Annotated in this window: 14 protein-coding genes; 7 read left to right on the top strand and 7 right to left on the bottom strand. The window is 63.7% G+C overall.

Annotation, left to right across the window (positions count from 1 at the left end; genetic code table 11):
• Positions 1 to 34 precede the first annotated feature (34 nt).
• Together HGK27_RS12345 and HGK27_RS12350 are read right to left on the bottom strand one after the other, a co-directional pair.
• Complete coding sequence (locus HGK27_RS12345) at positions 35 to 208, bottom strand: hypothetical protein (protein ID WP_206240912.1); 174 nt, start codon at positions 206 to 208, stop codon at positions 35 to 37.
• A 34-nt stretch (positions 209 to 242) separates the two neighbouring features.
• Positions 243 to 1,835 (bottom strand): isocitrate lyase, encoded by a 1,593-nt coding sequence (locus HGK27_RS12350; protein ID WP_206240914.1) that lies wholly within the window; start codon positions 1,833 to 1,835, stop codon positions 243 to 245.
• 142 nt (positions 1,836 to 1,977) lie between these two features.
• Here HGK27_RS12350 and HGK27_RS12355 point away from each other — a divergent pair, with 142 nt between their 5' ends.
• The gene (locus tag HGK27_RS12355) at positions 1,978 to 3,375 is read left to right on the top strand and encodes a helix-turn-helix domain-containing protein (RefSeq protein WP_206240915.1); all 1,398 of its coding nucleotides are present in this window, start codon (positions 1,978 to 1,980) and stop codon (positions 3,373 to 3,375) included.
• A gap of 21 nt (positions 3,376 to 3,396) precedes the next feature.
• On the opposite strand, the gene HGK27_RS12360 is transcribed toward HGK27_RS12355, so the two are convergent.
• Complete coding sequence (locus tag HGK27_RS12360) at positions 3,397 to 5,043, bottom strand: electron transfer flavoprotein-ubiquinone oxidoreductase (protein ID WP_206243115.1); 1,647 nt, start codon at positions 5,041 to 5,043, stop codon at positions 3,397 to 3,399.
• A gap of 218 nt (positions 5,044 to 5,261) precedes the next feature.
• Here HGK27_RS12360 and HGK27_RS12365 point away from each other — a divergent pair, with 218 nt between their 5' ends.
• Together HGK27_RS12365 and HGK27_RS12370 are read left to right on the top strand one after the other, a co-directional pair.
• Entirely contained in the window at positions 5,262 to 5,738 is a 477-nt protein-coding gene (locus HGK27_RS12365; RefSeq protein ID WP_206240917.1) for a hypothetical protein, read from the top strand.
• Entirely contained in the window at positions 5,735 to 6,466 is a 732-nt protein-coding gene (locus HGK27_RS12370; RefSeq protein ID WP_206240919.1) for an HTTM domain-containing protein, read from the top strand. The genes HGK27_RS12365 and HGK27_RS12370 overlap by 4 nt, the downstream gene beginning before the upstream one ends.
• Here HGK27_RS12370 and HGK27_RS12375 read toward each other — a convergent pair whose 3' ends face one another.
• A complete protein-coding gene (locus HGK27_RS12375; RefSeq protein WP_206240921.1) occupies positions 6,467 to 7,138 on the bottom strand; it encodes a 2'-5' RNA ligase family protein in 672 nt (223 codons plus the stop codon).
• Positions 7,139 to 7,297: 159 nt separating this feature from the next.
• On the opposite strand from HGK27_RS12375, the gene HGK27_RS12380 reads away from it, so the two are divergent.
• On the top strand, positions 7,298 to 7,951 hold the full coding sequence (locus tag HGK27_RS12380) for a dihydrofolate reductase family protein (RefSeq protein ID WP_206240923.1): 654 nt from the start codon (positions 7,298 to 7,300) through the stop codon (positions 7,949 to 7,951).
• A 55-nt stretch (positions 7,952 to 8,006) separates the two neighbouring features.
• Here HGK27_RS12380 and HGK27_RS12385 read toward each other — a convergent pair whose 3' ends face one another.
• Entirely contained in the window at positions 8,007 to 8,342 is a 336-nt protein-coding gene (locus tag HGK27_RS12385; protein WP_241127097.1) for a hypothetical protein, read from the bottom strand.
• A gap of 161 nt (positions 8,343 to 8,503) precedes the next feature.
• Between HGK27_RS12385 and HGK27_RS12390 the strand changes: the two genes are divergently transcribed.
• Genes HGK27_RS12390 through HGK27_RS12400 form a run of 3 tightly spaced genes read left to right on the top strand, consistent with a single transcriptional unit; the run spans position 8,504 to position 10,196 of the window.
• Positions 8,504 to 8,785, top strand: a complete 282-nt coding sequence (locus tag HGK27_RS12390) for a hypothetical protein (protein ID WP_206240928.1) — start codon at positions 8,504 to 8,506, stop codon at positions 8,783 to 8,785.
• Between the two features lie 35 nt (positions 8,786 to 8,820).
• The gene (locus tag HGK27_RS12395) at positions 8,821 to 9,654 is read left to right on the top strand and encodes an SPFH domain-containing protein (RefSeq protein WP_206240929.1); all 834 of its coding nucleotides are present in this window, start codon (positions 8,821 to 8,823) and stop codon (positions 9,652 to 9,654) included.
• Positions 9,651 to 10,196 carry a hypothetical protein gene (locus HGK27_RS12400; protein WP_206240931.1) on the top strand — a complete coding sequence of 182 codons (546 nt, stop codon included), beginning with the start codon at positions 9,651 to 9,653 and terminating at the stop codon, positions 10,194 to 10,196. The genes HGK27_RS12395 and HGK27_RS12400 overlap by 4 nt, the downstream gene beginning before the upstream one ends.
• On the opposite strand, the gene HGK27_RS12405 is transcribed toward HGK27_RS12400, so the two are convergent.
• Together HGK27_RS12405 and HGK27_RS12410 are read right to left on the bottom strand one after the other, a co-directional pair.
• The gene (locus HGK27_RS12405; RefSeq protein WP_407674636.1) at positions 10,193 to 11,434 is read right to left on the bottom strand and encodes an SGNH/GDSL hydrolase family protein; all 1,242 of its coding nucleotides are present in this window, start codon (positions 11,432 to 11,434) and stop codon (positions 10,193 to 10,195) included. The genes HGK27_RS12400 and HGK27_RS12405 overlap by 4 nt on opposite strands.
• A 74-nt stretch (positions 11,435 to 11,508) precedes the next feature.
• Entirely contained in the window at positions 11,509 to 14,607 is a 3,099-nt protein-coding gene (locus tag HGK27_RS12410; protein WP_206240933.1) for a TonB-dependent receptor, read from the bottom strand.
• Positions 14,608 to 15,012 lie beyond the last annotated feature (405 nt).

Raw genomic sequence — 15,012 nt, forward strand, 5'->3', positions numbered from 1 at the left:
GGTCACCGGGCCTTATGCCCGGCTTGACGGCTGCTTAGCGCAGCCGACCCAGACGGTGGTACAGGTGGCTGTAAGCCTGCGATTCCGGCGAATCTTCCACCTGATGGATGTAGGCCAGCACAGCGGTGCGCAGCAGCTTGAAATCGGCGGTCGAGAAGATCGGGCGAGCCGGGGTGGGTTCAGTGCGTTCTGCGGTCTGAGTGGTCATGATACTTCTCCTTTCTCTGTATTTGCCTGTTTGATCAGGCGAACTGGTTCATCGTGTTGTGGACGCCGCCCGCCTTCAGCGCGGCCTCACCGGCGAAGGCTTCCTTGTGATCGTCGCCAATGTCGGAGCCCGACATGTTCTGGTGGCGCACGCAGGCAATGCCCTCGCGGATTTCCTTGCGCTGCACGCCCGCGACATAGCCCAGCATCCCGGCCTCGCCGAAATATTCACGCGCCAGATTGTCGGTGGACAGGGCGGCGGTGTGATAGGTCGGCAGAGTGATGAGGTGGTGGAAGATGCCCGCACGCTTGGCAGCATCGCGCTGGAAGGTACGGATCCGGTCATCGGCCTCATGCGCCAGATCGGTGCTGTCATAGACAACGCTCATCAGCGCGGCGCGGTCATAGGCAGACACATCCTTGCCCGCTTCCTTCCAGGCATCGAAGACCTGCTGGCGGAAGTTGAGCGTCCAGTTGAAGCTGGGCGAGTTGTTGTAGACCAGCTTGGCATTGGGGATCACCTCGCGGATGCGGTCCACCATCGATGCGATCTGCTCGATATGCGGCTTCTCGGTCTCGATCCACAGCAGGTCCGCGCCGTTCTGGAGCGAGGTGATGCAGTCGAGCACGCAGCGATCCGCACCCGTGCCGCTGCGGAACTGATAGAGGTTCGAGGGCAGGCGCTTGGGGCGCACCAGCTTGCCGTCACGCTCGATCAGCACGTCGCCGCGCAGGCCCTTGAGATCGCTGATCTCGTCGCAATCGAGGAAGCCGTTGTAGAGGTCGCCCAGATCGCCCGCCTCGCGGCTGTAGGCGATCTGCTTGGTGAGCCCGGCCCCCAGCGAGTCGGTGCGCGCCACGATGATGCCATCTTCCACGCCCAGTTCGAGGAAGGCGTAGCGGCAGGCGCGGATCTTGGCGATGAAGTCCTCATGCGGCACGGTGACCTTGCCGTCCTGATGGCCGCACTGCTTTTCATCCGAGACCTGATTTTCGATCTGGAGCGCGCAGGCACCCGCCTCGATCATCTTCTTGGCCAGCAGATAGGTCGCCTCGGCATTGCCGAAACCGGCATCGATGTCGGCGATGATCGGCACCACGTGAGTCTGGTGGCCATCGATCTGAGCCTGAATCTCGGCTTCCTTGGCGCGATTGCCCTCGCCGCGCGCCTTGTCCAGATCGCGGAACAGCATGCCTAGCTCGCGGGCATCGGCCTGGCGCAGGAAGGTGTAGAGTTCCTCGATCAGCGCGGGCACGCTGGTCTTCTCATGCATCGACTGGTCGGGCAGCGGGCCGAATTCGGAACGCAGCGCGGCAACCATCCAGCCCGAGAGGTAGAGGTACTTGCCCTTGGTCGTGCCGAAATGCTTCTTGATGCTGATCAGCTTCTGCTGGCCGATGAAACCGTGCCAGCAGCCCAGCGACTGGGTGTAGTTCGCCGGATCGGCATCATAGGCGGCCATGTCCTGGCGCATGATCTTCGCGGTGTAGCGCGCGATATCGAGCCCGGTGTGGAAACGGTTCTGCAGGCGCATGCGCGTCACGGCCTCAGCCGCGATGCCGTTCCAGGCCGAGCCCTGAGCGTCGATCGTGCGATCGGCATCGTTGAGGAGAGTCTGATAGGTCATGGTCTCAAGCATCCTGTTGTCTGTCGTTGCAGTGGGGATGACGCTGAAATGGGCCGCTTTGCTGCATTGCGACAGGGCTAAGGGTGACAAGGAGACATGATCTGACTTGTCACGCTAGTCACACTGTGACAATCTGACAGACATGAGCACCAACCCCGATCGCAAGCTGTATCTTGGCCCCCGCCTGCGCATGCTGCGGCGCGAGCTGGGGCTGAACCAGACCGAAATGGCCGAGGAACTGGGCGTTTCCCCCAGCTATCTCAACCATCTGGAACGCAACCAGCGCCCGCTGACGGCGCAGATGCTGCTGCGTCTGGCCAGCACCTATGATGTCGATCTGCGCAGCTTCACCGCCGCCGCCAATGAGGCCGCCAGCAGCGATCTGCACGAGATCTTCGCCGATGCGCTGGTGCGCGACATTGGCGTACCCCGGCAGGAAGTGCTTGAAGTGGCAGAGAATTACCCGGCCATCGCCGAGGCCATCGGCCGCTTCTACCGTGCGCTCAGCGATCTGCGCGATGTGCCCAAGCGAGTCGAATCCGCCGGGGCCACCGGCACCAAAGTGTCCTCGGCGGTGGCGTGGCTGCGTGACTGGCTCTACGCCCGCCGCAACTATTTCCACGAGATCGATATGGAGGCCGAGGCGCTCTCCGAAGCGCTGGGCGATCACGCCGATGCCAGGCGCGAAGGTATGATCCAGCGCCTGAAAGAGCGCTATGACATCACCGTGCGCATCGTGACACAGGATCAGATGCCGGACGCCAACCGCCATTATGACGCGCATCGCCGCCGCCTGATGCTGGCCGAAAGCCTGCCCCCGCATGACCGCCTGTTCGGTCTGGCCGAAAGGCTGGCCGCCACCGAGATGCGCCGCGTGCTGGCCGCCGCTCTGGATGCGGCGCAGGCGCCGGATGCCGAGGCCAGCCTGCTCACCAAGCGCTTTCTGGCCAATTATGCCGCCGCCGCGCTGATCATGCCCTATGGCAAGTTCCAGAGTTCAGCCGAAGACAGCCTCTATGACATGGACCTGCTGATGGCGCGCTTCGGCGTCTCTTACGAGCAGGCCGCGCACCGCCTCACCACGCTGGACCGGCAGGGCGCGCGCGGCGTGCCGCTGTTTCTGCTGAAGCTGGACGCCTCGGGCAATGTCGCCAAGCGCTATGGCAGCGAGACGATCCCCCTCGCGCGTTTCGGTGGCGGCTGTCCACGCTGGCGCATCCATCGCGCCTTGCGGCGGATGGGTGAAACCATCGTCGACCATGTCGCCATGCCCGACGAGGCAGCCTATCTCACCTGGGCCCGCGCCCTGCCCCAGCCGCATGGCCGCGAGCCAGTGGTGATCGTGCTGGGCTGCGAAGCGCGCCATGCCAGCCGCATCGCCATCGGCGCGCAGACGGCGACGGTCACGCCGATCGGCCCGGCCTGCCATCTGTGCGAGCGGGCCGACTGCATGGACCGCTCCCTGCCGCCGATCACCCGCGCCCTGGATTTCCACCAGATGCGGCAGTCGCGCGCGCCTTATCCGTTCCGTTCGACGTAACGGGATAAGGCGCGCTGCCAATCACATATTGGGGTAGTTCGGGCCGCCGCCGCCCTCGGGCGTCACCCATTCGATGTTCTGGGTGGGGTCCTTGATGTCGCAGGTCTTGCAGTGGACGCAATTCTGCGCGTTGATCTGCAGGCGCTTCTCGCCCTCTTCGCCCACGAATTCATAGACGCCCGCCGGGCAGTAACGCGCCTCCGGCCCGGCATAGACCGGCAGGTTGACGCGCGTCGGCACGGTGGCATCCTTCAATCGCAGATGGCAGGGCTGATCTTCCTCATGGTTGGTGAAGGAGAAGGCCACGCTGGTCAGGCGGTCAAAGGTGATCACGCCATCGGGCTTGGGATAGGCGATGGGCTTGTAGAGATCAGCGCGCATCGTGGCCGAGGCATCGGTGTGATGCTTCATCGGCCCGGCGATGCCGAAACCGAACAGGTTGCGCAGCCACATATCCGCGCCGGCCAACACCGTGCCCAGACCGCCGCCGAACTTGGAAACCATCGGCTGGGCGTTCTGCACCAGCTTCAGTTCATCGGCGATCCAGCTGCTCCGCACGGCGGCATCGTAATCCTCCAGAGCATCGCCCCGGCGGTCCTGCGCCACGGCGGCGGCGATGCTTTCGGCCGCCAGCATGCCCGACTTCATCGCCGTATGGCTGCCCTTGATCCGCGGCACATTGACGAAGCCTGCGCTGCAGCCCGCCAGCACGCCGCCCGGGAAGGCCAGATGCGGCACGCTCTGCCAGCCGCCCTCATTGATCGCGCGGGCGCCATAGGAGACGCGCTTGCCCCCCTCCAGCACCTTGCGGATCTCGGGATGCTGCTTCCAGCGCTGGAATTCCTCGAAGGGATAGACGTGCGGGTTCTTGTAATCGAGCGCCGTCACAAAGCCGAGCGCCACCTGACCGCCTGCCTGATGATACAGGAAACCACCGCCCCAGCTGTTGCTTTCGCTCAGCGGCCAGCCCTGCGTGTGAAGCACGCGGCCGGGCACATGCTTGTCGGCCGGAATGTCCCAGAGCTCCTTGATGCCAAGGCCGTAGACCTGCGGCTGGCAATCGCGCTCCAGATCGTACTTCGCTTTCAGGCGCTTGGTCAGATGGCCGCGCGCGCCCTCGCAGAACAGCGTGTAGCGGGCCAGCAGGTTCATGCCGGGCTGGAAATCGCCCTTGGGCTGGCCCTCGCGGTCCACGCCCATATCGCCGGTCTGCACGCCGATCACCTCGCCCTGATCGCCGTAAAGGACCTCGGCAGCGGGGAAGCCGGGGAAGATTTCCACGCCCAGCTCTTCGGCCTTGCCGCCCAGCCAGCGGCACAGATTGCCCAGCGAGCCGGTGTAATTGCCATCATTCGAAAGAAAGCCCGGCATGATGGCATGCGGCATGGCGAATTTGCCGGTCTTGGTCAGCACCCAGTGCCAATTGTCAGTCACCGGGGTTTCGGCCATCGGGCAGCCGTCTTCGCGCCAGTTCGGCAGCAATTCATCCAGCGCGCGCGGATCGACCACCGCGCCCGACAGGATATGCGCGCCGATCTCGCTGCCCTTTTCCAGAATGCACACCGACAGGTCGGCGTTCAGCTGCTTGAGCCGGATCGCCGAGGCCAGCCCAGCCGGGCCGCCCCCCACGATCACCACATCATACTCCATCACATCGCGTTCGATCATCATCCACCCCTCGGCATGGCCATCTGCTCGGGACATTCGCTGCGGAAACGCTGTCCGCTCCCGCCTTGGCGATGGCGACTGCACGCAATTGACCGCTCTGTCCAATCTGAAGATGAAAAAACACAGGCGCGCGATCGGGCAAATTCGTTATGATGGCGCCGGGGGATGGCGATGCGGCCCCGCCAAATGTTTGATTTTCAGGAGGCTGCGGGCCAATCGTGTTTCCCTTCACCGGTCTGCGGCTGCTGTTTCCCGCCATCATGCCCTCATGGCGTTTTTTCGATGCGGTGAGCGCCAGCCCGCGTCTGGATTACGCTCTGCTGCCCGCCCCTGAGGCGGAGGCCGGGCCATGGCATGCCTTCTGCCCACGCCCCGCCGTGCTGAGCCTGGGCACCATGCTGCGCCGCCTTTTTTGGAACCCGCAGTGGAATGAAACGCTGTTTCTGGTCAGCCTTTCGGAACGGCTGATGCATGGTGTGTCGCCGGAAACGGTGGCGCATAGCCAGCGCGAATTGCTGTTGCGCGTGGCGCGGCATCTGGATCGCGAAGGCCTCGCCTATCGCGGCGATTGCCTGCAAATCCGCCTGCGCCTTGTGACGCGTGAGGTGACGCGCGAGGTGACGCGTGAGGAAAACGGGGGCGAGATCATCTACCTCTCCGCCCCCTGCTCGATCAACGGATTGCTGAGCGCATGATGCTGGAGCGCGCCCTCGATCTGACCAGCGGCATGATGGCACTGGCCTTTATCCAGCAGAGCCTTGAGCATCTGCGCCCCGCCGTCCGCCCGCAGGAACGGCTGCTGTTTGCGCCAAGGCTGGTCCTGTCGATCCTGCTGCTCGCCGCCAGTCTCGGCGCGCAACTGCCCGGTCTGACGCCGGGCATGCTCACCCTGGCTCTGGTGATCAACCACCTGCTGATCCTGCCCTTCTTCAACGGCCCCTACAATGGCGGTGCCGACCGCATGGGCCTGCTGATCCTGCTCTGCCTGACCGCCGCCTTCAACCTGCCGCATGTTGGCGCTCTGGCCTCCGGTCCGTGGCGAGAGCTGGCCTTCGGCTATCTGGGGGCGCAACTGCTGCTGTCCTATTTCATGTCGGGCTGGGTGAAGGTGGTGAACCCGGACTGGCGCAACGGGCAGGCGCTGCGCGATGTCTTCCTGTTCTCCGCCTATCCCGCCGGGGAAAACATCCGGCGCTGGGCCGAGAACCCCCGCCTGCTGCTGGCGATGGGCTGGGCCGTGATGGGCTTTGAACTGGCCTTCCCGCTGGCCTTCCTGACGCGTCCCACCTTGCTGGCCGGGCTGGCCATCGCGGCGCTGTTCCATGGCGCCAATGCCTGCCTGTTCGGGCTCAACCGCTTCTTCTGGATCTGGATCTGCGCCTACCCTGCCATCCTGTGGCTGCAGGAGCGGCTGCTGGGCTGATCAGCGGAAATGGTATTCCGCCAGAGTCTTCACGATCTGGCCATTGGCATCCACGATCCCGATGCCGATCCCTTCCACCTGACCGCTGGCAGCAGGCTGGTTCTGCTCCGCCTCGGCCACAAAGGCGCTGAGGCCGGGGTTGCTCTCATTGGCCAGCAGGGTGAGATGCGGCTCGAACTGCGCGAAGACATTGGGCGAGCCATAGCGCTCGAAGGCGGGCAGCTTGGCGGGGTAATCCTTCATCCAGCCCGGCGCGGAGACGCCATGATCGCGAAAAGGCTCGGCAGCCAGAGTCACCTGATCGGCCAGCCTCTGCAGTTCGGCGCTGCGCTGCACCTTCAGGAACAGCCAGTTGGAGGCGGTGCGCTCGGTGCCGTTCACTCTCAGCGGGAAGCGCTTGCTGCTCTTCACCAGCCGGGCGATCGCGGCCTTCAGCGCAGGCGTCGCGCTGGCCGGATATTGCGTGAGATACAGCGTGGCATGCACGGCATGGCCCTGTGCATAGAAAGTCTGCATCCCGCGTTTGGCCAGATTTTTGCTGGCCTGCGCCACCGCATCGACCACCGGGCGCGAGGGGATGGCGTAAATATCGATGCTCACCGTGTCGCCGGCATGGGCGGGCAGAGCTGCGCCCATCGTCGCGATCAGGGCCGGGAGAGCATAGCGCAGCATCGTCAAGGTCTTTCGGGCAGCCGAGTCCATGGATCATGGCGATAGGCGCTGCCCCTGCGGTGTGGCAAGCGTGTTGGGCAAGCGCCTCAGGCAAGATGTTCCGCGTTGCGCATGCTTCCGCAACAGGGCAGCATCGCGCAAACGCTTGAGGAGGCTGGAATGGGACGTGTCAGAGTCGCAGGGTTTTCGCTGTCCCTCGATGGATTTGGGGCAGGCCCCGAACAAAGCCTCGACGCCCCCCTGGGCCAGCGCGGGCCTGAAATCTTCCAATGGTTCTTCGGCACCAGAACCTTCCGCGCCATGCATGGCAAGGAGGACGGCGTGGACGGCATCGACGAAAATTTCGCCCATCGCGCGATGGACGGCTTCGGCGCCTTCATCCTGGGCCGCAACATGTTCGGCCCGGTGCGCGGGGAGTGGCCGGACGACAGCTGGAAAGGCTGGTGGGGCAGCAATCCGCCCTATCACGCCCCCACCTTCATCCTCACCAACCATGCGCGCGATCCGATCCCCATGGAAGGCGGCACCACCTTCCATTTCGTCACCGGCGGCATTCATGAAGCGCTGGATCTGGCGCGTGAGGCGGCGGGCGATCTGGATGTGAAGATCGGCGGCGGGGTTTCGACCGTGCGGCAATATCTGCAAGCCGGGCTGATCGATGAGCTGCATTTCGCGCTCTCGCCCGTGCTGCTGGGCCGGGGCGAGGCGATGTTCGCGGGGCTGGATCTGTCAGCGCTGGGCTATCGCGTGACAAGCTCCACGCCCTCGGAGCTGGCCACCCATATCGTGATCGAGCGCAGCGCCAGCGCATAGGCGCCTGATCGGGAGGCCCTGCCAGCCTCCCCCCGGCCTCCTCATACCATCGGGCTCAGGCGATCTGCGGTTCGAACGAGAACCATGCCTGCGCGCCATGATCGTAGAGCTGGATCAGGCGCGGCAGGATCTCGGCCTCATAGTGGTGGCCGGACGCCCGGTCATAACCTTTGACCTTATAGCCATCCACCTCCAGCGAGACGAAGGCCTGATCGGTTGCATCGAACAGTTCGGGCAGCGTGCCGCCGAACAGGCCCGGGCGGCCCTCGTAATTCCCCTGCACCCGCCCCTCTCGGCTTTCGGCGGCAACGCGCAGATGCTCCTGCGCGGTGAAATCATAGAGACCCGCAACCTTCCGGTCAAAGATCACAGCATAGGCGGAGGCGGCCACCAGGGCCCTTGTGTGAGACTGCATGGGCCTGATGTGGCATTCAGCGTCCCCGGCTTCAAGATGCCGGGCCAAGGAAGAGAATTTATATAAACTTCATAAAATTCCTGATAGATGAGAGCGAAGTTGCTTCAAGATATGCTCTGCTATCGAGGATACAGCGCTTGGCCCATGTCCTGATCCTGCTGCTGATCTTCGGCCTGTTCTATGTGTTGAACAGAAGACCCCGCAGGATCGCTCCGCCCCCGGCCCGCCCTGTTGCACAGCGGCTGACATCGCAGCGGACGCGCGCCGCGCCGCCATCCTTCGAGGATGAGGATGATGATGAGGTGATCGAGGGCGACGACGACATCCCCGTCGATCCCCCCGCCCCGCGCCACCGCCCCCGCCACGCACGATCCTTCTATCGCACGCTCTACGGCCCCGGCCTCTGCTCGCCGCGATAGGCCAGCCTTACAACACCACCATCGGGAGAGTTCCTTTGGCCATCACCAGGCAAGTCATCACCACGCTTCAGTCCGACGGCTCGGATGTGCTGGGCACGCGCACGCTGGCCTACAAGATCGCGGACGACAGCATCGTCTCGGGCTCGCTGCTGACGGTGGAAAGCAACCATTTCTGCGTGCTGAAATCGCGCGGCGCGGTGCTCGATGTCTATGAAACCGGGCAATATGCCATCGAAACACCCGACAAGCCGCTGATCGGCACGCTGGCCAAGGGCTTCTTCGGCGGATCGAGCCCCTGGGTCTATGAGGTGATCTACATCAACCGCTCCAAGCTGCTGGTGCGCAACAGCGGCATCGCCACCTCGGCGGAGATGGCGGAGGTGTCCTATGTGGTGGATTATTACATCCATATCGACAGCAAGCAGGAAGCGCTGGACCTCATCACCCATATGCCTTTCGCGGGCACGGTGATCGATACGAACGAAGTGGCCGATTACGCCGGCCCCGCCATCGAGCAGGCGATCAACCAGATCGTGCAGGTGACGAAGCTGGAGAACATCAACGAGCATATCGGTGAGGTGCGCGAGGCGGTGAAGGGCCATCTGGCCGAGTTCCTCAAGGTCTATGGCATCATGCTCAATGACCTCAAGGTGCTGATCCTGCCGCGAGACGAGCGCATGCGCGAGCTGATCTCGCTTCAGGCGCTGGGCCTCTCGCCGATCGAGGCGGTGCGTTACTATCTGGCGCTGAAGATGGCCGACAAGGGGCTGGTTTCGGCCCCCAATGCGGCGGCGGGCCTGCCCTTCCATATCGGCGGCCAGCCCACCGGCATCTATCCGCTGGGGCCGGAAGTGGGCGTCACATCGTGAGCGAGGATACGGGCACTGGCGCGGGGGAAACCCTGCGCCAGATCGCGACCAACCTGTTCCACGGTTACGGCTACACCTACTATCGCACGGAAAACGAGCTGCGCGCCGATGATCAGCGCATCCGCCGCATGGTCAGCGAACTCCTGCAACGCAGCCGCAAGGCGCTGAGCGAAGCCGAAGCCCGCTATCGCCGCGAGCGTTTCCCCGCGCCCAGCCGCGCCCAGCCCTTCCCGCCGCCCGAAGCTCAGGCCGACGCGCGGCGGCTGGAGGCCTTGGCGGGCGCGGTCAGCGCGCTGGACGGGCAGATCGCTCACCTGCCCGTGCCCGGCAATGATTTCATGACCCAGCGCTACCGCAATGAGGCCGAAACGCTGCGGCAACTGGCGGAAAAGGATGTCGAACTGGCCGAAGCCGCGCATGGCCTGCTGACGCTGGTCGAGGGGCTGGATCTGGGCGCGATCCTGCCCGCCGCCTCACAGATCGAAAACGCCATCGAGGCCTTGCGTCGCAAGATTCTGGAACGCCAGACTTTGCTTGTTTAATTCTGGGAGAACACAGACAGAGGGATGCTCTTCGCCATCGCCCGGTAACCTTCGGGCGATGGGTGGAGATGATCGCCACTGTCATAGGCGGGCAGCAGGCGGTCGGGCCGGGCCGGATCGCGCATGGCAGAATCGAAATCCACCACCGCGTCGAAATGGCCCTTTTCCCGAATCCAGCGGTTGACGGCCTGCCGGTCCGTCTCATTGCGCGCATCGGGGTGGTAATAGGCATTGCCCATAAAGGGCAGCACCGTCGCGCCGATCGCCTTGATCCCCCGCCCATGCGCCCGCGCGATGATCTGGCGATAGGCGCCGATCATCTGCGCAACCAGCGCCTGATGCGCTGCCTCATCCACCGGAGCGTCGCGGGTCAGCGTGCCGATATCGTTGATGCCTTCCAGCACCACCACCCAGCCGGCGCCCGGCTGCACCAGCACATCGCGGTCCAGCCGTGAGAGCGCATTGGGGCCCAGCCCGTCATGCAGCAGCCGGTTGCCGCCGATGCCCTGATTGACGATGGCGAGGCCGCGCGTCGCCGGATCGGCCTGCAGGCGGCGGGCCAGATCATCGGTCCAGCGGTCATTGGCGTCATCGGTGGCGCCATGGCCGTCGGTGATGGAATCGCCCAGCGCCACGATCAGGCGCGGCGCCTCGCAGCGTGAAACCTCCAGCCCGGAAAGCGTGAACCAGTGCTGGAACGTCTTTGCCCCTGCCAGATCGGCATCACCCAGATGATCGCCCGCCAGCAGCCATGAGGTGGCGCGCGATCCGGGGTGAGAGGTCTGCCCCTGTGGATCCTGCGCATAATGCAGGGTGATTGCCAGATCGTCGAAAGCGCGGATGGGCAGAGCGACGGGATCGGAAAGATACTCCGCCCCGGCGGGGATGGTCACGCCCGCCTGCCCGTCAAAGCGCAGCGCAATCAGCGAGGCCGGATCGATCGCCGCGCTGCCCGCCTTCACCGCACGGGCCAGAGTGGCACCATCGATGCGCAAAGGCGCCGTGCCATTCACATTGGAGAGCCTGATGCGCAGCCCCGTCCCGCCGATGGAAGGGCGGATGATCTGCCGCAGCGTCGCCCCGCCGAAACTGCCAGCAGGCAAGGCATTGTCCCCCGTGGGCACCATCTGCGAGGACGCCCAGCCTGCCACCCATTGCGGCGCGCATGGCGCCGCATGGGCCGCGAAAGGCGACAGGGCCAGCACCGAAGCAAGCGCGGCGCGCAGGGCAGGATTCATCAGCATCACCTCCGGCATACGGAAAGGACCGGGTTTCACGCCCGGCCCTTCCCTTTTTCACACTCTTCGGATCGTCAGAACTTCTCGCGCAGACCCAGCGAATAGGTCGTGCCCGGATTGTAGTCCGAATAGGTCACGTTCTTATACTGCAGATAGGTGCGGATATGCGCCTTGGTCAGATTGGTGACGTTGAAGGAGACCGTGGGAAGCAGCGTGCTGCCGCCGAAGATCTTCTGCAGGTCGAGGTTGGAGGAGAAATCCAGCTCCTTGTGCACGTCATTGTAGATCGCGAAATTGTTGAGCCCGTTCTGGGGGCCCGCTGCCGCCAGCGAACCGCCGGTGAAGTTGTACAGCAGTCGCGCCGACACGCCCTTGTGATCGTAATAGAGCGTCAGGTTGTAGGTCGTGTGGGCCACACCCGTCGCGATCACGGCGGGCACGCTGGCGCTCGACTGGTCGATCACGGTGACGTTGCCGATCACGCCCAGACCCTTGATGCCATGGCCATGCGGCGCAAGGATGAAGTCCAGCGGCTGAACAACCGTGAATTCAGCGCCGTTGATCACCAGATTGCCGGCATTGACCTGCTCGGTGATGTTGATCGGCGAGTTGGCAGCGCCGGTCGGGTAGCTGTTGAGGATCGTCGCCTGTCCGGTGGTCACCGTGTTGATGTTGACGCCATAGGGAGCCAAAGCGCTGAAGGTGCTGGCAATGTTGGCCGACTGGGTGAAGCCGGTGATCGACTTGCGATAGGCGGCAACCGCGATGTAGCCTTCCTTGCCGGTATAATATTCAAAGCCCAGGTCGAGGTTCTTTGACAGATAGGGCGCCAGCGCCGGATTGCCGATCGAAGCCTGATAGGCCGAAATGTCGGAGAAGTTCACACCCGGCAGCATCGCATTGGGGTCCGGACGGGTCAAAGTCTTGGACCAGGATGCGCGGAACACCGCATGGCGGCCCAGCGCGAAGTCCGCCGTGAAGGCCGGCAGCGCATAGCTGTAGCTGTTGTAGGTGTTGATGAAGTTGAAGGCGCCAATGCCCACCGTGGGGTAATAACCGCCGCTGGTCAGCGAAGCGTTCTGCTGGGTGATGGCGCCATTGGCGACATAGCCGCCGATGCGCTGGTTGGTGTGGATGAAGCGCACGCCACCGTTCAGGCGCAGCGTGTTGTCACCGAATTCGAACTTGTCATCGGCTTCGATATAGGCGCCGAAGTTCTTTTCCTCATACTGGCCCGAATTGGCGCCGGTGTTCGAGGCGGTCGAGAAAGGCGCGCTGGCATTGTACTGGGCATAGTTCGACGCGGCAGCAAAGGCCGGCCAGTTGACGGTGATGAAACCGCGCGGCCCGGGCATCAGATAGTTGGCCAGCGAGGCCTGCGGGATCAGCGAGCCCAGATACTGGACCGAACCCGTCGCCCCCGCCGTCGCGCCCGTGCCATAGCCCGGATACAGCGCTGCGGCCGAACCCGGCGCATTCAGGCCAAGGCAGGCAGGCTGCGTGTTGGGCGACTGCATCGCCACATTGGGCTGATTGCCGCAAACCGCATTCTGCCACAGCGTGCTGTTGTCCATGGCGTAGATGTTGCGGTAATTGTCATCATAGGCGGCGCCCACGCGCACCACGATATCACCGTGATCCCAGCGCAGATTGCCGCGGATGCCCTTGGTCGTGGTCTGGCGGCGTTCGTCCTGCAGATTGACGCGGCCGCCATTCCAGTTGAAGTTCGCCGGATTGTCGAGATCCGTGCTGGAGGCAATGTTGATGTTGCCGTTGTTGTTGGTGTAATTGACGGTGTCGCCCGAACCCAGCACCGTCGAGACCAGCACCGAAGGCGACTGGCGGTAGAAGCTGCTGTGCGTGACATCACCGCGAACATCGATCTTCAGATGGTTGGTGATCTGATACTCACCGCCCGGATTGAAGCCGTAATAGGTCAGCTGTTCGTCATAGGGACGATATTCGAGGAAGGACTGCGAATTGGCGAAGGTGCCCGAGGTCACCACGCCATTGCTGTCCACCTGCAGGCCGATCGGGATGGCGCTGCCATTGCGGCCCACCCAGTCCATATCGATGCGCTGTTCCTGGTTGCGCGCCTTGGACAGCATGCTGTCGAGGTAGAGATGCAGCCCGTTGTCGTCGCCCTTATACTCCAGCGAGACGACGCCGGTGATGCGCTTGCGCGAACCCCATTCGTTGAACTCGCGGCCCAGACGAGGGATCAGTGCCTGGTTGAGCTGGGTGATCGTCAGGCCCGGGTTCAGCGCCAGCAGCGCCGCCTGATTGAGCGCGCTGCCCGTCACCAGACCATTGCCCGCGCCTGCCGGAACGGTGGCGGGGATGCTCCAGGTGCTGCCGTTGCTGCCGGTGCCATTGATGTTGTTGCGCGAGGAGGTGGTGTTCTGCGCGGCGGACAGGTTCGGCTCGGTCCAGCCCACCGACTCAAAGCCGTTGGAATTGACCTGATTGCTGATGCCCGAAACGCCGATCAGAATGCCGAACTCGCCCTTGGTGCTGCTGAACACCGCCGCGCCCTTATAGCCGGGCGTCTTGGCATTGGTGTTGTAGAGCCCGTCCATCGAGAGGCTGAAATGCGTGCCCGGCTTGTCGAAGGGATGCGCCATGCGCAGATCGATCGAACCGGCGGCGCCGCCTTCCAGAATGTCAGCGCGCGAGCTTTTCTCGACGGTGATCGAGGTGAACAGCTCGGTCGGGAAATAGTTGAGGTCGACCTGACGGCCCGTGCCCGAACCATCGGCGGTGCCGGTCGAGCCGATCATGATCGCCGCGCCGTTCAGCGTCACCTGCGTGAAGGCAGAACCCAGGCCACGAATGGCAGCGTTCACACCCTCGCCATCATTGTCGCGGTTGATGGTCACGCCCGGCACGCGGCTCAGCGATTCAGCGATGTTCGAATCCGGGAACTTGCCGATGTCTTCGGCCAGAATGGTTTCGGTCAGGCCGATGTTGTTCTTCTTGATCTCGGCAGAGCGCTGAAGGCTGGCGCGATAGCCGGTCACGATGATTTCATTGGCCGCATCCTGATCGGGCTGCGCAGCCGGAGCGCTCGCCTGTGCGGCAGGCGCCTGAGCAAAAGCCGGCATGGCCAGAAAGCCGAAGCTGGAAACACCCGTCGCAAGGCCCAACATGATGGCCGTTTTCTTATATGTCATATGCCTACCCCTGATTCCCATGCATGTGCGGCGCGGATGGCGGGCCTGAACCAGCCCGGGCGCCCGATTTCATTATGGCCGGCCCGCTTGCACACGCGCCGACAGCCCTCCGCCCCCTGATGTTTCAGCGTGCGGGTTGCAGATGGTTACGTCCTGATGATCGGCGGCCTGACGATCGGGCCTGTGTGAAGCCCTTGTCGTCAGGCGACCCGTGTGAGGCCGAACGCCTCTAGGCGGCGCCCTTCCCTGTCAGACGCATGCCAAGGGGTCCCTTCCCGGCAAGGCGGCGAACAAGGCTGGAGCGAACGCAGGTGCGTTGGTGTTTGCTGAACATCGGCCTCTCCTGAGCGCTATCCCCGGCCCTGTCTGTTTCGAGCCTTTGTACTGGTTTGTGATAGCGCTATC

Origin of the sequence: Novosphingobium terrae, assembly GCF_017163935.1 — a bacterium.
GTDB classification, from domain to species: domain Bacteria; phylum Pseudomonadota; class Alphaproteobacteria; order Sphingomonadales; family Sphingomonadaceae; genus Novosphingobium; species Novosphingobium terrae.